Source organism: Pseudomonas sp. MEJ086 (assembly GCF_030209025.1).
GTDB lineage: Bacteria > Pseudomonadota > Gammaproteobacteria > Pseudomonadales > Pseudomonadaceae > Aquipseudomonas > Aquipseudomonas fulva_A.
Genome location: NZ_JARVSV010000035.1, coordinates 94,464 through 114,808, shown reverse-complemented (window position 1 = coordinate 114,808; position 20,345 = coordinate 94,464). Strand labels below are relative to the sequence as shown.

The window sequence follows — 20,345 nt, the reverse complement described above, 5'->3', positions numbered from 1 at the left end:
GCTGACACCGTCTGTAACCCTTTATGAGATATCTGCCCGTTACGATGCGCGTATCGGCTTGGACTGACAACCAGGCCTTTGGTTTTACTCTTCGCGCTGCCCTTTGAATCCACGCGCCAGCATGTACTGCTCGCGGGAGCGCCCGCGCGATGACAGCGGCTTGCGCATCTGCACCTTCTCGAACAGACCACGAACCTGCCTGTGGTACTCGTCGAAACCTTCGCCCTGGAAAATCTTGATCAGATAATCACCACCGGGGCGCAGCACTCGGGTAGCCAGATCCAGCGCCAGCTCGCACAGGTACATGGCGCGCGGCTGATCCGATTCCCTGACTCCACTCATATTGGGGGCCATATCGGAAATCACAAGGTCTACGGGATGATTGTCGATAGCCTCGAGGATGCGTGCGAACACCGCATCGTCGGTAAAGTCGCCCTGAATGAAGGTGACATCCGGGATGCTGTCCATTTCCAGGATGTCCGAGGCGATCAGCCGCCCCTTGTCGCCGATCACCCGACTGGTGACCTGAGACCAGCCGCCCGGGGCCGCACCGAGGTCGACCACGGTGATTCCCGGGCGCAGGATGCGATCCTTCTCCTGCACCTCCAGCAGCTTGTAGCTGGCACGTGAACGGTAGCCGTCCCTTTGCGCCATTTTGACGTAGGGATCGTCGAAATGCTCTTTCAGCCAACGCTGGCTGGTCTTGGAACGGGCCACACAACACCTCGGAAGAACAGAATGAATAACTGGGCGGTCTTCAAGCGGCTCGGTTAAAATAGCCCGCTTTCCCCAGATTAAGACGCAGGGTTCAGATTATGCCGCTCACTCAAGAGCAGAAGAAACAGTTCAAATCTATCGGCCACCACCTGAAACCGGTATTGATCGTTGCCGATAACGGTGTTACCGAAGGCGTATTGGCAGAGCTGGAGCGCGCCCTGAACGATCATGAACTGATCAAGATTCAGCTGCGCATCACCGAGCGCGAAAGCCGCCTGGCGGTGATCGATGAGCTGTGCAAGGCCAGCAAGGCCGACCTGGCGCAGGTAATCGGAAAAATGGCGCTGATCTACCGCAAGAACCCCAAGGCCAATCGCAACCTGTCCAACATCAGCCGCTTTCAGGGCTGAATCAGCGGATCAGCCGACCGCCGGGTCGGCTTTCGCGACCGTTCGCGGCACGGGCTGCAGCACCAGCAGCAGGCCGAAGAACGCCAGCAGCAAGTAGCTGAACAGCTGCCAGCGAATGGCATCTGGCCAGAGCACGAGCGAAGCCAGCAAGGCCGAAGCGATTGCCAGCACCGCGAGCAGAAATTGCCCGCGGCGCTCGCCCCAAAGCGACGAAAGGCGACGCAGCCTAACGAGCAGACCAGCCTGAACGAGCACGCAGACCAGGGTGATGAGCACCATCTGCGGCATCAGCACGCCAGCGATCTCTTCGATCAGCAGCGACGCCAGCCCCACGCTGTACAGCCCCGGCACCACCATGAAGTGCAGTATCCAGATGCCGCCCACCCAAAGGGTTTGCAGCAGCATCCAGATACCTGCAGCCATGTCGGACGGCGCCAGGTCAGATGTGACGAACTTCGACAATCTCGTACTCGATCAGACCGCTAGGGGTGCTCACCGCCACCACGTCACCCTCTTCCTTGCCGATCAGGGCACGGGCAATGGGCGAACCGACGGAAATCTTGCCCTGCTTGATGTCGGCTTCGTCTTCACCGACGATCCGGTAGGACACGCTTTCATCGGTCTCGACGTTGGCGATTTCCACGGTAGTACCGAAGATCACCTTGCCGGTATGGGCGATGGTGGTCACATCGATCACCACCGCGTTCTGCAGACGGCCTTCGATATCGCGAACGCGCGCTTCGACCATGCCCTGCTGCTCGCGTGCAGCGTGGTACTCGGCGTTTTCCTTCAGGTCACCCAGCTCGCGTGCTTCGCCGATGTCCTGACTGAGCTTGGGCCGGACTACCTTGGTCAGGTGGGCCAGCTCTTCCTCGAGGGCGCGAGCGCCCTCCACGGTCATGGGGTACTTGTTCATGCCTTGATTCCTGCGTGCAGGTCTTGCAAACGACGTACGGTCTTTTCAGGGCCGAACTTCAGCGCCTCGCAAATCGCCTGACCCGCCGCGATGGTGGTGGTGCAGGCGATCTTGTGCTGCAGAGCGTTACGACGGATGGAGTAGGAGTCCGCGATGGACTGACGACCTTCGGTGGTATTGATGATGAGGGTGACCTCGTCATTCTTGATCATGTCGACCACGTGCGGACGGCCTTCGGTCACTTTGTTCACGCGACGTACCGGCAAACCGGCAGCCTCGATCACCTTGGCGGTACCGGAGGTGGCGACGACTTCGAAGCCCAGGCTGATCAGATCGCGGGCGACCTGCTCGGCCAGCGGCTTGTCATCATCACGCACGCTGATGAACGCACAGCCGGAGTTCGGCAGAATCTCGCTAGCGCCCAGTTGCGCCTTGGCGAAGGCCTCACCGAACGTGTCGCCGACGCCCATCACTTCGCCAGTGGACTTCATCTCCGGGCCGAGAATCGGGTCAACGCCCGGGAACTTGTTGAACGGGAATACCGCTTCCTTGACGCTGAAGAACGGCGGGATGATTTCTTCGGTGAAGCCGATTTCTGCGAGCGTCTTGCCAGCCATCACGCGCGCCGCCACCTTGGCCAGCGACTCGCCGATGCACTTGGACACGAACGGCACGGTACGCGACGCGCGCGGGTTGACCTCGATCACGTAGATGTCTTCACCCTGCACGGCCATCTGCACGTTCATCAGGCCGACGACGCCGAGCTCCAGGGCCATTTTCTTGACCTGGTCGCGGATCTCGTCCTGGATGTGTGCTGGCAGCGAGTAAGGTGGCAGCGAACAGGCGGAGTCACCGGAGTGCACACCCGCTTGTTCGATGTGCTGCATGATGGCGCCGATGACGACCTGCTCACCATCGCACACCGCATCGATATCGACTTCGATAGCGCAGTTGAGGAAGCGGTCGAGCAGAACCGGGCTGTCGTTGGAGACCTTCACCGCCTCGCGCATATAGCGCTTGAGCTCTTCTTCCTGGTAGACGATTTCCATCGCCCGGCCACCAAGTACATAGGATGGGCGGACCACCATCGGGTAACCGATGTTCTTGGACAGCGTCAGCGCCTCTTCTTCGCTACGGGCGGTGGCGTTGGCAGGCTGACGCAGGCCGAGGCGCTGCACCATCTGCTGGAAACGCTCACGGTCTTCGGCGCGGTCGATAGCGTCCGGGCTGGTGCCGATAATCGGCACGCCAGCTTCTTCCAGGGCGCGGCACAGTTTCAACGGCGTCTGACCGCCGTACTGGACGATCACACCCTTGGGCTGCTCGACGCGGACAATTTCCAGTACGTCTTCCAGGGTCACTGGCTCGAAGTACAGCCGATCGGATGTGTCGTAGTCGGTGGAGACGGTTTCCGGGTTGCAGTTGACCATGATGGTCTCGTAACCGTCTTCACGCATGGCCAGCGCGGCGTGCACGCAGCAGTAGTCGAACTCGATACCCTGGCCGATGCGGTTCGGGCCGCCGCCGAGGATCATGATCTTGTCGCGGCTGCTCGGATTGGCCTCGCACTCTTCCTCGTAGGTCGAATACATGTAGGCGGTATCGGTCGCGAACTCGGCAGCGCAGGTGTCCACACGCTTGTAGACCGGCAGCACCTTGAGCTTGTGGCGATGGCTGCGCAGGTTCTTCTCGGTGACACCGAGCAACGCCGCCAGGCGCGCATCGGAGAAGCCTTTGCGCTTGAGGCTGAACATCAGGTCACGGTCGATGCTGGACAGGCCCAGGGTCTGGATGCGCTGCTCGTCCTTGATGAGATCTTCGATCTGCACCAGGAACCACTCGTCGATGCGCGTCAGCTCGAACACTTCTTCGACCGTCTTGCCGGCACGGAAAGCGTCGCCGACGTACCAGATGCGGTCCGCGCCCGGCACGATCAGCTCGCGCTTGAGGGTGCTTTCAGCTTCGGGATCGGCCGGGTCGAGCTTGGGATCGAAACCGGACACGCCAACTTCCAGGCCACGCAGCGCTTTCTGCAGGGATTCCTGGAAGGTACGGCCGATGGCCATGACTTCACCGACGGATTTCATCTGGGTGGTCAGGCGGGCGTCGGCCTTGGGGAATTTCTCGAAGGCGAAGCGCGGGATCTTGGTGACCACGTAATCGATGGCCGGCTCGAACGACGCCGGGGTACGACCACCGGTGATGTCGTTGGACAGCTCGTCGAGGGTGTAACCCACCGCCAGCTTGGCGGCGATCTTGGCGATGGGGAAACCGGTCGCCTTGGAGGCCAGTGCCGAGGAACGCGACACACGCGGGTTCATCTCGATGACCACCATACGACCGGTATCCGGGCAGATGCCGAACTGCACGTTGGAGCCGCCGGTTTCCACACCGATCTCGCGCAGCACCGCCAGAGAGGCGTTACGCAGGATCTGGTATTCCTTGTCGGTCAGGGTCTGGGCCGGTGCGACGGTGATCGAGTCACCGGTGTGCACGCCCATCGGATCGAAGTTTTCGATGGCGCAGACGATGATGCAGTTGTCCTTCTTGTCGCGGACCACCTCCATCTCGTATTCCTTCCAGCCGATCAGCGATTCGTCGATCAGCAGCTCACGGGTCGGCGACAGGTCCAGACCACGGGCGCAGATTTCCTCGAATTCTTCACGGTTGTAGGCGATGCCACCACCGGTACCGCCCATGGTGAAGGACGGACGGATGATGCACGGGAAGCCGACCTTCTCGAGCACGCCGTAGGCTTCTTCCATGCTGTGGGCGATGCCCGAAACCGGGCAGGCAAGGCCGATGTCTTTCATCGCCTTGTCGAACCGCGAACGGTCTTCGGCCTTGTCGATGGTGTCGGCATTGGCACCGATCATCTCGACGCCGAATTTTTCCAGCACGCCATGACGCTCGAGGTCCAGGGCGCAGTTGAGCGCGGTCTGGCCACCCATGGTCGGCAGCAGCGCGTCAGGACGCTCCTTCTCGATGATCTTGGCCACGGTGGCCCATTTGATCGGCTCGATGTAGGTGGCGTCGGCCATCGACGGGTCGGTCATGATGGTGGCCGGGTTGGAGTTCACCAGAATGACGCGGAAACCTTCCTCGCGCAGGGCCTTGCAGGCCTGGGCGCCGGAATAGTCGAATTCGCACGCCTGGCCGATGACGATGGGGCCGGCACCGAGGATCAGGATACTTTTGATGTCTGTACGTTTTGGCATGTTCTCTCTCGAATCCTTAGGTCAGTCGGCGAGTCATCTTGAAAGCTACTGCGCGCTATCTGGGCTGCATTGCGCGGTACTCACTTGTTCGCCGTACTGACACATGTACTGTCTCGTCGTTGCGTGCCGGGGGCCTTGCCCAGACAGCGCTCGCTACGCTTTCCAGACGACTCGTCTATTTGCGCTTGGCCATGGCTTCGATGAAGCGGTCGAACAGTGGGGCGACATCGTTGGGACCCGGGCTGGCCTCGGGGTGACCCTGGAAGCTGAAGGCGTCCTTGTCGGTACGCTCGATGCCTTGCAGGGTGCCGTCGAACAGCGACTTGTGGATCGGGCGCAGATTGCTCGGCAGGCTGTTCTCATCCACGGCAAAACCGTGGTTCTGGCTGGTGATCATCACCACGCCAGTGTCCAGATCCTGCACCGGGTGGTTGGCACCATGGTGGCCGTGGCCCATTTTCAGGGTCTTGGCACCGGAGGCCAGCGCCAGCAATTGGTGGCCAAGGCAGATGCCGAATACCGGAATATCGGTCTCGAGCACGTCCTTGATCGCCTGGATGGCGTAATCGCAGGGCTCGGGATCGCCCGGGCCGTTGGACAGGAACACCCCATCGGGATTGAGCGCCAGTACATCCTTGGCAGGGGTTTGCGCTGGCACCACGGTAAGGCGGCAGCCACGAGCGACCAGCATGCGCAGGATGTTCAGCTTGACGCCGTAATCGTAGGCGACGACGTGATAAGGCAGCTCGCTGGCGGCAATCTCGGGATGGCTGTCATCCTTCAGGTTCCAGACGCTGGAGCGCCACTCGTAGCGCTCGCTGCAGCTGACCTCCTTGGCCAGGTCCATACCCTTGAGGCCCGGGAAGCCACGCGCCAGTTCCAGAGCCCTTTCCTCGGTGGCGTCAGCGCCGACCAGGATGCAGCCGTTCTGCGAACCTTTCTCGCGCAGGATGCGGGTCAGGCGGCGAGTGTCGATACCGGCGATGGCGACGGTGCCGTTTTCCTTGAGGTAATCGGACAGGGACTGCTTGTTGCGCCAGTTGCTGGCGGTCAGCGGCAGATCACGAATGATCAGGCCGGCAGCCCAGACGCGATCCGACTCGGCGTCTTCCGGCGTGGTGCCGGTATTGCCGATATGTGGATAGGTCAGCGTGACGATTTGTTGGGCGTATGACGGATCGGTGAGAATTTCCTGATAGCCGGTCATGGCGGTGTTGAACACCACCTCCCCGACAGTCTGGCCGTCGGCCCCGATGGCCTCGCCGCGAAAAATGCTGCCGTCAGCAAGGGCGAGTATGGCTGGCTTACTCAAGAAGACCTCCCGTAGATCGTGGAGCAAACGCAGATTGTAAAAAAGCGGGATGACGTGTGAAGGTCATCCCGCTTTTTTGATTGATTCATTCTGCGCAACTTTTAGTGGACACACTAAAGCGAAAAGCTTACAGGAAAACCCGGTTTTTCGAAAGGCATAGAGAGGCAAAAACCTGAAATCCGATTCACGGCGGGCTGAAGGAACCGGCAACAAGGCGCATCGCTGCGCCCCGAGCCACCCTGGCGCTTGCCGAAGGGGCTCGACGCGCACCCCGATCCGGGTCACTTCAGACCCAGCACGTCCTGCATATCGTACAGCCCGACAGAACGACCGCGCAGCCAGGAAGCAGCCCGCACGGCCCCCTTGGCGAAGGTCATGCGACTGGAAGCCTTGTGAGTGATTTCCACACGCTCGCCATCGGCAGCGAACAGCACGGTGTGATCGCCGACCACGTCGCCGGCGCGCACCGTGGCGAACCCGATGGTTTCGCGGGCACGAGCGCCAGTCTGACCTTCACGCCCGTAGACCGCGACCTTGTCGAGATCACGGCCCAATGCGTTGGCGATGACCTCCCCCATGCGCAGCGCAGTACCGGACGGCGCATCGACCTTGTGGCGGTGGTGAGCCTCGAGGACCTCGATGTCCACGTCGTCACCCAGCACCCGCGCAGCGGTATCGAGCAAGTTGAGGCACAGGTTGACGCCCACGCTGAAGTTGGCGGCGAAGACGATGGGAATATCCTTGCCCGCCTCGACCAGCAACTGCTTTTCAGCAGCACTGAAACCGGTGGTGCCGATGACCATGGCCTTGCCTGCCTGCCGGCAGAGCTCCAGGTTCTTCAGCGTCACTGAGGGGTGAGTGAAATCGATCAGCACGTCGAATTGATCGAGCACACCGCGCAGATCGCCGCCAACGGCCACACCCAGCTTGCCGACCGCGGCCAGCTCGCCGGCATCAGCGCCCAGCAGCGTGCTTTCGGGACGTGCCAGCGCCGCGCCGAGGCTAACACCTTCGGCTTGCTGCACGGCTTCGATCAGGTTCTTGCCCATGCGCCCGGCGGCGCCTGTGACTGCAATTCGCATAACAACAGCTCCACGCTGCGAGCCTCAAGCTACGAGCCGGACACGCCATTTCTGGTCGCCCGACTTGCAGCGTGCGGCTGGTTTCAGAGATCGCCGAAGAAGCGCTTGACGCCTTCGAACCAGCCATTGGCCTTGGGCGAGTGCGAGCTGTTGCCCGCCAGGGACTGACGGAACTCGTCGAGCAGCTCGCGCTGACGACGATCCAGGTTGACCGGTGTTTCCACCGCCACCTTGCACATCAGGTCGCCAGCACCGCCGCCGCGCACCGGAGCCACGCCCTTGCCACGCAGGCGGAACAGCTTGCCAGTCTGCGTGCCTTCCGGGATCTTCAGCTTGACCCGACCGTCGAGGGTCGGCACTTCCAGCTCGCCGCCCAGCGCTGCATCGGCGAAGCTGATCGGTACTTCGCAGTACAGATGCTTGCCGTCGCGCTGGAAGATCGCGTGCTCACGCACGTTGACGACCACATACAGATCGCCAGCCGGACCACCCATGGTGCCCGCCTCGCCCTCGCCGGACAGACGAATGCGGTCACCGGTATCGACACCAGCCGGTACCTTGACCGACAGCGTCTTGTGCTCTTCGACACGGCCATGACCGTGGCAGGAACCACAAGGGTCGGTGATCATCTTGCCGCTGCCGTGGCAGCGCGGGCAGGTCTGCTGCACAGAGAAGAAACCCTGCTGCATGCGCACCTGACCGATGCCTCCGCACGTGGTGCAGGTGACCGGAGTGGTGCCCTTCTTGGCGCCGGAGCCTTCGCACACCTTGCAGTTGACCAGAGTCGGCACGCGAATGGTCACCGTGGTGCCACGCACTGCCTCTTCGAGATCCAGCTCCAGGGTGTAACGCAGGTCGCTGCCGCGCTGCGCACCGCCGCGCTGACCGCCACGCTGGCCACCGAAGAAATCGCTGAACACGTCGCCGAAGATATCGGAGAAGTTGGCGCTGCCACCGCCAAAGCCGCCACCGCCACCCATTTGTGGGTCGACACCGGCATGACCGTACTGATCGTAAGCGCTGCGTTTGCCCGCATCGGACAGCACTTCATAGGCCTCGTTGGCCTCCTTGAAGGCGTCTTCGGCAGCCTTGTCGCCGGGGTTGCGATCGGGGTGATGCTTCATCGCCAGGCGGCGGTAGGCCTTCTTCAGCTCCGCCTCGCTGGCACCGCGCTCGACCCCGAGCACTTCGTAGTAGTCACGTTTAGACATGGATTTCTAACACTCTCAAAATTCGTACCGTCCAGACACGCCAACGCGGGAGCAAGCCCCCGCGCGGCGGATCGCCCTGGCGCACAGTAGTGCGGCAGGGCGCAAACACAGGCAAGCCGGGGCTTACTTGTTGTCCTTGACTTCCTCGAACTCGGCGTCGACAACGTCGTCCGCAGAGCCCTTGGTTTCACCGGCATCCGCCGCCGCACCGGCAGCACCTGGCTGCGGCTGTTCGGCATACATTTTCTGCGCCAGTGGCGTGGTTGCCTCGGACAGGGCATTCATCTTCGCTTCGATGGCCGCCTTGTCGTCACCCTTGACGGCAACTTCCAGCTCGCCGAGGGCCGTTTCGATGGCCGCTTTCTCGTCCGCAGTGGCCTTGTCGCCCGCTTCGGTGAGCATCTTGCGTGTGGCGTGAACCAGCTGGTCGCCCTGGTTACGGGCGGTGGCCAGTTCTTCGAATTTGCGGTCTTCCTCGGCATTGGCCTCGGCGTCACGCACCATGCGCTCGATTTCATCATCGGACAGGCCCGAGTTGGCCTTGATCACGATGGACTGGGTCTTGCCGGTCGCCTTGTCTTTCGCACCGACGTGCAGGATGCCGTTGGCATCGATATCGAAGGTCACTTCGATCTGCGGTACGCCACGCGGAGCTGGCGGAATCTCGGCCAGGTCGAACTTGCCCAGGGACTTGTTCTGACCGGCCTGCTTGCGCTCACCCTGCAGCACGTGAATGGTCACCGCGCTCTGGTTGTCGTCGGCGGTGGAGAACACCTGCGACTTCTTGGTCGGGATGGTGGTGTTCTTCTCGATCAGCGCGGTCATCACACCGCCCATGGTTTCGATACCCAGGGTCAGCGGGGAAACGTCCAGCAGCAGCACGTCCTTGACGTCGCCAGCCAGTACCGCGCCCTGAATGGCAGCGCCCATGGCAACGGCTTCGTCCGGGTTGACGTCCTTGCGTGCTTCCTTGCCGAAGAACTCGGTAACCAGCTTCTGCACCAGCGGCATGCGGGTCTGACCGCCGACCAGGATCACGTCGTTGATCGAACCGACGTCGATGCCGGCGTCTTTCAAGGCGATGCGGCACGGCTCGATGGTGCGCTGTACCAGATCTTCGACCAGCGATTCCAGCTTGGCGCGGGAAATCTTCACGTTCAAGTGCTTGGGACCGGTGGCGTCTGCAGTGATGTACGGCAGGTTGACGTCGGTCTGCTGGCTCGAGGACAGCTCGATCTTGGCCTTCTCGGCGGCTTCCTTGAGGCGCTGCATGGCCAGCGGGTCGCCCTTGAGGTTCATGCCGGTTTCTTTCTTGAACTCGTCGACGAGGTAGTCGATCAGGCGGATGTCGAAGTCTTCGCCACCGAGGAAGGTGTCACCGTTGGTGGCCAGTACTTCGAACTGGTGCTCGCCGTCGACTTCAGCGATCTCGATCACCGAGACGTCGAAGGTACCGCCGCCCAGGTCATAGACGATCACGGTGTGGTCGCCCTTGGCCTTGTCCATGCCATAGGCCAGCGCAGCCGCGGTAGGCTCGTTGATGATGCGCTTGACGTCCAGACCGGCGATGCGGCCAGCATCCTTGGTTGCCTGGCGCTGGCTGTCGTTGAAGTAGGCCGGAACGGTGATGACCGCTTCGGTGACCGCTTCGCCGAGATAGTCTTCGGCGGTCTTCTTCATCTTCTTGAGAATTTCAGCCGAGATCTGCGGCGGTGCCATCTTCTGGCCATTGACCTCGACCCAGGCGTCACCGTTGTCCGCCTTGGCGATCTTGTACGGGACCATCTGGATGTCTTTCTGTACGACTTCTTCGTCGAAACGACGGCCGATCAGGCGCTTCACCGCATACAGGGTGTTGTGAGGGTTGGTCACGGCCTGACGCTTGGCGGACTGGCCGACCAGGATCTCGCCATCGTTGGCGTAAGCGATGATCGACGGCGTGGTACGCGCGCCTTCGGCGTTCTCGATGACCTTGACGTTGCCGTTTTCAAGAATGGAGACGCAGGAGTTGGTGGTCCCCAGGTCGATACCGATAATTTTGCCCATTTCACTCTCCCGAAACTTTGATATATCCGCAGCGCTGTCGTGACCGCTGCGGTAGCACTAATACGCTTGACTTAATAAATGGGGGCTCGCCCGCCGATTTCAAGCCTGTTCGTCGATGGACGGCGGAGTCTCGGCCGGTGCCTTGCTGACCACGACCATGGCCGGACGCAGCAGGCGACCGTTGAGCATGTAGCCCTTCTGGAACACCTTGAGCACGCTGTTGGGCTCGACGTTGGTGCTCTCTTGCAGGGCCATGGCCTGATGGTGCTCCGGATTGAACGGCGCACCATGCGGGTCGATGGCTTCCAACTGATGACGCTTGAGGGTATCGAGCAGCAACTTGAGCGTCAGCTCCATGCCCTCGCGCACCGCCTTGATCGATTCGTCATCGGCACTGGACAGCTCGAGACCACGCTCCAGGCTATCGACCACCGGCAACAGGTCGTTGGCGAATTTCTCGAGGGCGAACTTGTGCGCCTTCTCGACATCCTGCTCAGCGCGGCGGCGCACGTTCTGCAGATCGGCAGCCATGCGCAGCGACTGATCCTGCGCAGCCGCCAGTTGCTCTTCGAGCGCTTGCACGCGAGCAGCCAGGTCATCACTCGGCGCAGCGTCATTCGCTTCGGCCTCGGGAGTCTGCGGATCCAGGTTCTGTTCGTCAGCCATGCACTTCTCCTCTGAATAATCGACGAGCCTCAACTCGCGCGTCTGCCGCCTATATAAGGACGATTCGTAGGGTTTCAAGGGGCGCAACCACATCACTGCACGACAGAGGACACAGGATTGCCACTCACAGACAAAACACTGTATAAATAACCAGACAAAATTCTGGGAGGCCACGCCATGCTGGTGCACCTGTCCGTACACAATTACGCCATCGTCGAACACCTCGATCTGGAACTGGATCGCGGAATGAGCGTCATCAGCGGCGAAACCGGCGCTGGCAAATCGATCATGCTCGACGCCCTCGGCCTGACCCTGGGCGATCGCGCGGACAGCGGCGTAGTGAGGCCAGGTGCAGACAAGGCCGACATTCTCGCCAGCTTCGACCTGGGCGACATTCCCGAAGCCCACGACTGGCTCGCCGAGCGCGACCTGGACACCGACGGCCCCTGCATCTTGCGCCGCGTGATCACCGCCGAAGGCCGCTCGCGGGGCTACATCAACGGCACCCCCTGCCCGCTCGGTGACCTCAAGGCGCTGGGCGAGCTGCTGATCGACATCCACAGCCAGCATGAACACCAGTCGCTGCTCAAGGCCGACACCCATCGCCGCCTGCTCGACGAATACGCCAACGCCCAGGAACTGGCCCGCCAGGTGCACCTGGCCGCACAGCGCTGGAAGCAGACACGCAGCGAACTCGAACGCCTCGCCTCACAGGGCGATGAACAGCGTGCGCGCCATCAACTGCTCAGTTATCAGCTGGAAGAGCTGGAGAACCTTGGGCTAGGCGACAACGAGCTGGAGCAGCTCGAACAGGACCACAAGGCCCTGACCAACGCCGAAGGCTTGCTCGCCGCCTGCCGCCAGGTCATCGAGCAATGCAGCGAGAGCGATGCCGGCAACGTGCTGTCCGCCCTGACCAATAGCCTGAGCCGACTCAGCGGCGTGCAAGGCCAACCGGGCGCGCTCAACGAAGCCGCCAACCTGCTCGCCAGCGCACAGATTCAGGTCGAAGAGGCGGTGGGTGAGTTGAATCGTTTTCTCGACCATTTCGAGGCCGACCCGCAGCGCCAGCAACAACTGGAAGAGCGCCTGGACACCATCTATACACTGGCGCGCAAGCATCGCATTCACCCCAGCGAACTGCCCGCCATGCAGCAGCAGTTGTTCGACGAGCTGGAAGGCCTGAATGCCGATGACCAGGCCACCGAGCGCCTGAGCGAGGAGCTGGCTTCCTATGGCCGACACTATCAGGAGAAGGCTGCCGAACTGAGCGCCCGCCGACACAAAGCGGCAGGCAAACTGAGCAAGGCGGTGGAAAAGGAAATGCAGACACTGGGCATGCCCGGCGGTCGCTTCAGCATTCAACTGCAGGAAAACATCAGCAGCGAACCGAACGCCAATGGTCTCGAGCAGGTGGAGTTTCTGGTCAGTGCCAACCCGGGCCAACCGATCAAGGCACTGGCCAAGGTGGCCTCGGGTGGCGAGCTTTCGCGTATCAGCCTGGCAATCCAGGTGATCACCGCGCAGACCTCACGGGTACCGACGCTGGTATTCGATGAAGTGGACGTCGGTATCGGCGGACCTACCGCCGAAGTCGTGGGTCAACTGCTGCGCCGTCTGGGCAACCGTGGCCAGGTACTTACCGTCACCCACCTGCCGCAGGTCGCCGCCCAGGGCCACCAACACCTGTTCGTACACAAGGTGCGCGGCAACAACGCGACCCGCACCGCGGTCAGCAAGCTGAGCGACGCCCAACGCGTTGAAGAGATCGCCCGCATGCTCGGCGGCATCGACCTTACCGAAGAGTCGCTGGCCCACGCCCGCAAGCTGGTCAGCAACGCGCAGAGCTAGTATTCGCAACACTTTATTACAGGCATGAAAAAGGCGACCCAGGGTCGCCTTTTTCACTACGGGTCGTACTTACTTTTTAACGCCAGTGGTGCGCACGTACAGAACCAGATTGTGATCAACCAGCTCGAAACCGTGCTCACGAACGATTTCTTTCTGACGCTTTTCGATTTCGGCATCGAAGAACTCGATCACGTCGCCGGTATCCACGCACACCATGTGATCGTGGTGACCACCGTCGGCCAATTCGAATACGGCATGGCCGCCGTCGAAGTTGTGGCGTACCACCAGGCCGGCCGCTTCGAACTGGGTCAGAACCCGGTAAACAGTGGCCAGACCGACATCTTCACCGGCGTCCATCAGAGACTTGTAAACATCCTCTGCACTCATGTGACGCTGCTCGGCAGAGTCGAGCATCTGCAGGATTTTGACCCGTGGCAGGGTCACTTTCAGGCCAGCTTTGCGGAGTTCGCTATTTTCAACCATGGTCTGCTTTCTCGCGGAAGCGCTTCGCAGCTTCCCTTATTGCGGGTATGATCGGGGTTTACGTTGCCCAGCCAAGATAGTGGAAGACGCCCACCGATGCAAAAAACCAAACTCCTGCTGACCAGCCTCATGTTCATGGGGCTCATCGCACTCGCCGGTTGCTCATTCCCCGGGGTTTATAAAATCGACATCCAACAGGGCAATGTCGTCACGCAGGACATGATAGACCAGTTGAGGCCGGGAATGACCCGACGCCAAGTGCGGTTTATCATGGGCAATCCCCTGCTGACCGACACCTTCCACGCCAACCGCTGGGATTACCTGTACAGCATGCAGGCTGGCGGCAGCCAGCGTCAGCAAGAGCGCGTAAGCGTGGTGTTCAACGGCGACGACCAGTTGGTCGGCCTGTCCGGTGACTTCATGCCAGGCGTCAGCCGTGATGACGCGATCCTCGGCCGTGACGGCGCTCCGCAGACTGCGCCGACCGAGCAGCAGGATGAACCTGCAGCCCCTGGCTCGCTGCTCGAACAGATCCAGCGTGATGTGGATAACGTCGAAACCGTACCGGTACCGACGCCGGAGCCACTGGAAACCTCCCCACAGTAAGTGCTCCCGTATGAAAGAGCCCTGGCCAGTGCCGGGGCTTTTTATTGCCCGAACGAAACTGCGGCATCCACTGCCTGCTCGCCCAGCTCAACGCCCGTAACGATCGTGCGCCAGTTTTGCCCGCTCGACAGCCTGAGCTGCTCGACGCTTGCGTACGTCTTTGGGATCGGCGAGCAGCGGACGATAGATCTCGACGCGATCCCCCTCTTCCAGCAAGCGAGTCTCGGGCGACGTCACCGCCTTGCCAAATATCCCCAGGGGCGCACCCGCCAGATCCAGATCGGCAACATGCTCGTGCAAGCCCGACTGCAGGGCAGCCTGACGCACCGTACTGCCGGCTGGCAGTTGCAGAGTTAGAAGAAATTGCCTGTCAGGCGCGGCGAAGACAACTTCCACCGACACTCGATCACTGGCCATGGAGTTGCTTGGCACGCTGACAGAATGCGTCGACCATGGTGTTGGCCGCCTGATTGAACAGCGGGCCGAGGGCCGCGCGTACGATCGGGCCTGCGTAATCGAAGGTCAGATCGAGACTGATCTTGCAGGCCTTTTCGCCCAGCGCCTTGAATACCCACTGCCCATGGAAATGCTCGAAGGGCCCGCTTTCCAAATTCAGCTCGATGGACTGTCCTGGCACCAGCACATTGCGGGTGGTAAAACGCTGGCTCAGCCCGGCCTTGGCCACTTCCAGACTGGCACGCATGTGCGTATCACTGACCTCGAGTACTTCGCTCGATGCACACCAGGGCAGAAACTCCGGGTAGCGCGCGACATCGTTGACCAGGTCATACAGCGCCTGCGCCGGATAGGGCAGCAAGGCCGAGCGTTGAATGTGAGTGCTCATAACAATAGGTTTCCACGGTTGGTGGCATCGCATTACAGCGCTGCCACAGGGCGATACGGCATACCGACGAGCATCGACCGCAAGACGAGAAGTGCACATATTGTCGAGGATTCATCCTGAGGGCTCAAGCGCACTGCTGACGCAGCACTTTTAGCGTGAGAAGCATGAGGATCAATGGCGCACCGACGTCATACTCCATATAATGCGCCGCCTATGGCTAAACAAACGAAACATCCGCAAGGCAGCATCGCCCAGAACAAGAAGGCGATGCACGACTACTTCGTCGAGTCCCGCTTCGAGGCCGGCCTGGCTCTGGCCGGCTGGGAAGTGAAAAGTCTGCGCGCCGGCAAGGCCCAGTTGGTCGACAGCTACGTGCTGCTCAAGGACGACGAAGCCTGGCTGATGGGCTGCCACATCACGCCGCTGAAAACCGCCAGCACCCACGTTATCGCCGACCCGACGCGTACGCGAAAGCTGCTGCTGAACAAGCGCGAGCTGGAAAAGCTGTTCGGTTCGGTTCAGCAGAAAGGCTACACCTGCGTGGCCCTGTCGCTGTACTGGAAGCAGCACTTGGTGAAGTGCGAAATCGCCCTGGCCAAGGGCAAGAAGGATTTCGACAAGCGCCACACCGAGAAAGAACGCGACGCCGACCGCGAAGTGCAGCGCGCCATGCGCAGCAAGGGCAAAGACGAGTAAGCGCAGCGCCGAGCTGCGGTACCGCCTTGTCGACCCACCCGCACGGCTTGCCGGGTGGGTCATCCCCACCCATCCGCCGCTTTATACGCCCCATCACCTGCCGGCACATGGCCGATATCGCCTGGTGGGTTAGATGGCGCCCGGATAACAGTGACGACTTGCCTTAGACGCCTCGCGCCACCAACCCCACGAGCGCGAAACGCTACCGCCCCCCGGGGATGATGCGCCCTAGAGCCCCTGGCGCCGCTGCGCGCGCTGCTCGCGGACTTCCTGCTGCAGCACGTCGGCCAGGACCTCCTGAACGTAATCGATATGCTGGTTCGAAAGGGCTCGCGCCTCTTCGGCCCGCCCCTCGATGATCGCTTCGTAAAGCGCCCGGTGCTGGGCATTGAGCATGCCGCGGGTTTCCCCGCGCAGGGCATACATGCCGCCTATATTGGTCACCACGTTGCGCTTGAGCAGGTCGAACAGGCCCCGAATGGTGTGCAGCAGCACGGCATTGTGGCTGGCCTCTGCGATGGCCAGATGGAAGCTGGCGTCGGCCGCCCCCTCCTCGGCACGCGTCACTTCACCAGCACGCCCATAGCAATCCTGCAGACGTTCGAACGCGCCACTCAGCCGCTGGCGATCCACATCGGTAGCACGCAACGCCGCGTAATACGCGCAGGAGCCCTCCAGGGTATGCCGGAACTCGAGGAGGTCGCGCTGAGCGTCGGCATTGCTTTCCAGCAGGTGCATGAGCGGATCACTGAAGGTCGATCCAAGGTTCTCGCAAATGTAGGTGCCGCCACCTTGCCGACTACTCAGCAAGCCTTTGGTGGCGAGCTTCTGGATGGCTTCACGCAGTGAGGGGCGGGAGACACCGAACTGCTCGGCGAGCACGCGCTCTGCAGGCAGCCGCTCACCGGCCTTCAGGGTGCCCTCGAGGATCATCGCTTCGAGACGCTCGACGATGTCGTCTGACAAACGCCTCTGCCGCAACGGACCAAAATTCATGCGTTCAATGCTCCATTGCATCGCGAAGACGGCGGCAGATCGGCTGCCCGCCAGGAAACCTGTGCAGCCTAACCAGAGCCCTGCGTCATCACAAGCTCAACGCTTGGAGCGCGCCTTCTACCAAAGTAGCAGCGACACAAATTGACGCACCCGAAGGAAAGAAATTATCCTGGCTCGCCTCTTTTGTAAATTGGTCTTACCAATAATAACGATCCGGTTGCAGCGCCACACCTGCCGTCACCGATAACCAATGGCAGCTTGCGACCCGGCGATACCAACAACAATCAGCGAGCCTTCACCATGCAAACATGGCAACAGTTGTACACCCCGCTCGGCAGCCTCGGCCTGTCCGCGCTGGCGGCGGTCGTTCCGATCATTTTCTTTTTTCTCGCCCTGGCCGTCTTCCGCATGAAGGGCCACGTGGCGGGCAGCATCACCCTGGGACTCTCGGTGATCATCGCCATCGCCGCATTCGGCATGCCGGTAGACAAGGCCCTGGCCGCTGCCGCTTACGGCTTCGCCTACGGCCTCTGGCCCATCGCCTGGATCATCGTCGCTGCCGTGTTCCTGTACAAACTGACGGTCAAGAGCGGCCAGTTCGAAGTCATCCGCAGCTCGGTATTGTCGATCACCGACGACCAGCGTCTGCAGGTGCTGCTGATCGGGTTCTCCTTCGGTGCATTCCTCGAAGGTGCCGCCGGCTTCGGCGCACCGGTGGCCATCACCGCTGCCCTACTGGTCGGCCTGGGCTTCAACCCGCTCTACGCCGCTGGCTTGTGCCTGATCGCCAATACCGCACCGGTGGCCTTTGGCGCCCTGGGCATTCCGATCATCGTCGCTGGCCAGGTCACCGGCATCGACGCCTTCAAGATCGGCGCCATGACCGGTCGCCAACTGCCACTGCTGTCGATCATCGTGCCGTTCTGGCTGGTGGCGATGATGGATGGCTGGAAAGGCATCAGGGAAACCTGGCCGGCGGCGCTGGTCGCTGGCGTGAGCTTCGCCATCACCCAGTACTACACCTCCAACTACATCGGCCCTGAACTGCCGGACATCACCTCGGCACTGGTCAGCCTGGTGTGCCTGACCCTGTTCCTCAAGGTCTGGCAGCCCAGGCGGGCCGCCGCCAGCCAGATCGCTGGCGTTTCCGGTGGTGCAGCAGTGGCTGGCGGGTTCGGCGGCGTACGCAGCACCACGCCATCGCCCTACAGCCTGGGCGAGATCCTCAAGGCCTGGTCGCCCTTCCTGATCCTCACCGCCATGGTCACGGTGTGGACCCTGAAACCCTTCAAGGCACTGTTCGCCCCAGGTGGCGCGCTGGACAACCTGGTGTTCATGCTGCCAATCCCGTACCTGGATCAACTGGTGATCAAGGTCGCCCCGATCGTTGCCAATCCAACCCCCATCGCGGCGGTGTTCAAGCTCGATCCGGTGTCGGCTACCGGTACGGCCATCTTCCTGTCGGCGGTGCTATCGATGCTGGTGTTGAAGATCAATTTCAGAATTGGTCTTACCACACTGAAAGAAACTTTCTACGAGTTGCGCTGGCCTATCCTGTCCATCGGCATGGTGCTGGCGTTCGCGTTCGTCACCAACTATTCGGGCATGTCGACCACCATGGCGCTGGTACTTGCCGGCACCGGTGCGGCATTCCCGTTCTTCTCGCCCTTCCTCGGCTGGCTGGGGGTGTTCCTGACCGGCTCGGACACGTCCTCCAACGCCTTGTTCGGCTCGCTGCAAGCCACCACGGCGCACCAGATCGGCGTCAGCGACACCCTGCTGGTGGCTGCCAATACCAGCGGTGGCGTGACCGGCAAGATGATCTCGCCGCAGTCCATCGCCGTGGCTTGCGCTGCGACCGGCATGGTCGGCAAGGAGTCCGATCTGTTCCGCTTCACCCTCAAGCACAGCCTGATCTTCGCCACCTTCGTCGGCCTGATCACACTGGCTCAGGCCTACTGGCTGACCGGCATGATCGTCCACTGAGTCGCGCACAGGGCAGCACATGGCGTGCTGCCCTATCCTCTGGAACTCAGCAAAACGATAGATCCACCGAACACAGCGCAACAACTCCAAAGCCCTCGGCAGAGCCAGGGCCTTGGCGCTGACAACAGGTTGACGCGTCAGCCCAGATACGGAATCAAGCCCATGATCATTTCTGCCTCCACCGATTATCGCGCCGCTGCCCAGCGACGCCTGCCGCCATTCCTGTTCCACTACATCGACGGCGGCGCCTATGCCGAGTACACGCTGCGGCGCAACGTCGAGGACCTCGCCAGCATCGCCCTGCGCCAGCGCGTGCTGAAGAACATGTCCGAGCTGAGCCTGGAAACCCAGCTATTCGGTGAGACATTGTCGATGCCGGTAGTCCTGGCCCCCGTCGGGCTGACCGGCATGTACGCCCGCCGTGGTGAAGTGCAGGCAGCCAAAGCGGCAGCCGACAAGTGCATTCCCTTCACGCTCTCCACCGTGTCGGTGTGCCCGATCGAGGAAGTGGCACCAGCGATCAACCGCCCCATGTGGTTTCAGTTGTACGTATTGAAAGACCGCGGCTTCATGAAGAACGCCCTCGAGCGCGCCAAGGCCGCCGGCGTCACCACCCTGGTATTCACCGTCGACATGCCGACACCGGGTGCGCGCTACCGCGACGCCCATTCGGGCATGAGCGGCGCCAACGCGGCCGTGCGCCGGATGCTGCAAGCCTTCACTCATCCCGCCTGGGCGCTGGACGTTGGCCTGCTGGGCAAGCCCCACGACCTGGGCAACATTTCCGCCTACCGGGGCAGCCCCACCGGCCTGGCCGATTACATCGGCTGGCTGGGTGCCAACTTCGACCCGTCGATTTCCTGGAAGGACCTGGAGTGGATCCGTGAGTTCTGGGACGGCCCGATGGTGATCAAGGGCATTCTTGACCCGGAAGATGCACGCGATGCAGTCAAGTTCGGCGCCGACGGCATCGTCGTCTCCAACCACGGTGGTCGCCAGCTCGATGGCGTGCTGTCCAGCGCCCGCGCCTTGCCGGCCATCGCCGACGCGGTGAAGGGCGATCTGAAGATCCTCGCCGACTCGGGCATTCGCAGCGGCCTGGACGTGGTGCGCATGATCGCCCTGGGCGCCGATACCGTGATGCTTGGCCGCGCCTTCGTCTATGCATTGGCTGCCGCTGGCGGCGCGGGTGTGAGCAACCTGCTGAACCTGATCGAGAAAGAAATGCGCGTGGCCATGGTGCTGACCGGTGCCAGATCGATTGCGCAGATCAGCGCCGAGTCACTGGTTCGGGAGCGCTGAGCA

The 20,345-nt window shown here is 61.6% G+C and carries 19 protein-coding genes; 6 read left to right on the top strand and 13 right to left on the bottom strand.

Annotated features, from left to right (window positions below; translation table 11 throughout):
• Positions 1–84: 84 nt before the first annotated feature.
• Positions 85–717, bottom strand: a complete 633-nt coding sequence (rlmE, locus tag QRN22_RS21755) for a 23S rRNA (uridine(2552)-2'-O)-methyltransferase RlmE (protein WP_042554891.1) — start codon at positions 715–717, stop codon at positions 85–87.
• A 98-nt stretch (positions 718–815) separates the two neighbouring features.
• Between rlmE and yhbY the strand changes: the two genes are divergently transcribed.
• The gene (gene yhbY / locus QRN22_RS21750) at positions 816–1,127 is read left to right on the top strand and encodes a ribosome assembly RNA-binding protein YhbY (RefSeq protein WP_042554890.1); all 312 of its coding nucleotides are present in this window, start codon (positions 816–818) and stop codon (positions 1,125–1,127) included.
• A 9-nt stretch (positions 1,128–1,136) separates the two neighbouring features.
• Here the strand turns inward: yhbY and QRN22_RS21745 are convergent, their stop codons facing one another.
• The 8 genes from QRN22_RS21745 to grpE form a co-directional block, all read right to left on the bottom strand.
• A complete protein-coding gene (locus QRN22_RS21745) occupies positions 1,137–1,550 on the bottom strand; it encodes a DUF4149 domain-containing protein (protein WP_042554889.1) in 414 nt (137 codons plus the stop codon).
• A gap of 16 nt (positions 1,551–1,566) precedes the next feature.
• Positions 1,567–2,043 carry a transcription elongation factor GreA gene (gene greA / locus QRN22_RS21740; RefSeq protein WP_042554888.1) on the bottom strand — a complete coding sequence of 159 codons (477 nt, stop codon included), beginning with the start codon at positions 2,041–2,043 and terminating at the stop codon, positions 1,567–1,569.
• Positions 2,040–5,261: a carbamoyl-phosphate synthase large subunit gene (carB, locus tag QRN22_RS21735; protein ID WP_042554887.1), complete on the bottom strand. Its 3,222-nt coding sequence runs from the start codon at positions 5,259–5,261 to the stop codon at positions 2,040–2,042. The genes greA and carB overlap by 4 nt, the downstream gene beginning before the upstream one ends.
• 175 nt (positions 5,262–5,436) lie before the next feature.
• Entirely contained in the window at positions 5,437–6,573 is a 1,137-nt protein-coding gene (gene carA / locus QRN22_RS21730) for a glutamine-hydrolyzing carbamoyl-phosphate synthase small subunit (RefSeq protein WP_042554886.1), read from the bottom strand.
• A gap of 281 nt (positions 6,574–6,854) precedes the next feature.
• The gene (dapB, locus tag QRN22_RS21725; protein WP_042554885.1) at positions 6,855–7,655 is read right to left on the bottom strand and encodes a 4-hydroxy-tetrahydrodipicolinate reductase; all 801 of its coding nucleotides are present in this window, start codon (positions 7,653–7,655) and stop codon (positions 6,855–6,857) included.
• 83 nt (positions 7,656–7,738) lie between these two features.
• Complete coding sequence (dnaJ, locus tag QRN22_RS21720; RefSeq protein WP_042554884.1) at positions 7,739–8,866, bottom strand: molecular chaperone DnaJ; 1,128 nt, start codon at positions 8,864–8,866, stop codon at positions 7,739–7,741.
• A 123-nt stretch (positions 8,867–8,989) separates the two neighbouring features.
• A complete protein-coding gene (gene dnaK / locus QRN22_RS21715) occupies positions 8,990–10,912 on the bottom strand; it encodes a molecular chaperone DnaK (protein WP_042554883.1) in 1,923 nt (640 codons plus the stop codon).
• 99 nt (positions 10,913–11,011) lie between these two features.
• A complete protein-coding gene (gene grpE, locus QRN22_RS21710; protein WP_042554882.1) occupies positions 11,012–11,578 on the bottom strand; it encodes a nucleotide exchange factor GrpE in 567 nt (188 codons plus the stop codon).
• 177 nt (positions 11,579–11,755) lie between these two features.
• Here grpE and recN point away from each other — a divergent pair, with 177 nt between their 5' ends.
• Positions 11,756–13,429: a DNA repair protein RecN gene (gene recN / locus QRN22_RS21705; RefSeq protein WP_042554881.1), complete on the top strand. Its 1,674-nt coding sequence runs from the start codon at positions 11,756–11,758 to the stop codon at positions 13,427–13,429.
• Positions 13,430–13,498: 69 nt separating this feature from the next.
• Here the strand turns inward: recN and fur are convergent, their stop codons facing one another.
• Positions 13,499–13,912: a ferric iron uptake transcriptional regulator gene (fur, locus tag QRN22_RS21700; protein WP_042554880.1), complete on the bottom strand. Its 414-nt coding sequence runs from the start codon at positions 13,910–13,912 to the stop codon at positions 13,499–13,501.
• Between the two features lie 96 nt (positions 13,913–14,008).
• On the opposite strand from fur, the gene QRN22_RS21695 reads away from it, so the two are divergent.
• On the top strand, positions 14,009–14,518 hold the full coding sequence (locus QRN22_RS21695) for an outer membrane protein assembly factor BamE (protein WP_042554879.1): 510 nt from the start codon (positions 14,009–14,011) through the stop codon (positions 14,516–14,518).
• Between the two features lie 87 nt (positions 14,519–14,605).
• On the opposite strand, the gene QRN22_RS21690 is transcribed toward QRN22_RS21695, so the two are convergent.
• Together QRN22_RS21690 and QRN22_RS21685 are read right to left on the bottom strand one after the other, a co-directional pair.
• Positions 14,606–14,935, bottom strand: coding sequence for an RnfH family protein (locus QRN22_RS21690; protein ID WP_042554878.1), 330 nt, complete (start codon positions 14,933–14,935; stop codon positions 14,606–14,608).
• Positions 14,925–15,362, bottom strand: a complete 438-nt coding sequence (locus tag QRN22_RS21685) for a type II toxin-antitoxin system RatA family toxin (protein ID WP_042554877.1) — start codon at positions 15,360–15,362, stop codon at positions 14,925–14,927. Before QRN22_RS21685 ends, QRN22_RS21690 begins: the two co-directional genes overlap by 11 nt.
• A gap of 213 nt (positions 15,363–15,575) precedes the next feature.
• On the opposite strand from QRN22_RS21685, the gene smpB reads away from it, so the two are divergent.
• Complete coding sequence (gene smpB / locus QRN22_RS21680) at positions 15,576–16,058, top strand: SsrA-binding protein SmpB (RefSeq protein ID WP_042554876.1); 483 nt, start codon at positions 15,576–15,578, stop codon at positions 16,056–16,058.
• A gap of 228 nt (positions 16,059–16,286) precedes the next feature.
• On the opposite strand, the gene QRN22_RS21675 is transcribed toward smpB, so the two are convergent.
• Complete coding sequence (locus tag QRN22_RS21675) at positions 16,287–17,054, bottom strand: GntR family transcriptional regulator (protein WP_042554875.1); 768 nt, start codon at positions 17,052–17,054, stop codon at positions 16,287–16,289.
• A gap of 300 nt (positions 17,055–17,354) precedes the next feature.
• On the opposite strand from QRN22_RS21675, the gene QRN22_RS21670 reads away from it, so the two are divergent.
• Both QRN22_RS21670 and lldD read left to right on the top strand, forming a co-directional pair.
• The gene (locus tag QRN22_RS21670; RefSeq protein WP_042554987.1) at positions 17,355–19,040 is read left to right on the top strand and encodes a lactate permease LctP family transporter; all 1,686 of its coding nucleotides are present in this window, start codon (positions 17,355–17,357) and stop codon (positions 19,038–19,040) included.
• A 162-nt stretch (positions 19,041–19,202) separates the two neighbouring features.
• Complete coding sequence (gene lldD / locus QRN22_RS21665; protein ID WP_042554874.1) at positions 19,203–20,342, top strand: FMN-dependent L-lactate dehydrogenase LldD; 1,140 nt, start codon at positions 19,203–19,205, stop codon at positions 20,340–20,342.
• Positions 20,343–20,345 lie beyond the last annotated feature (3 nt).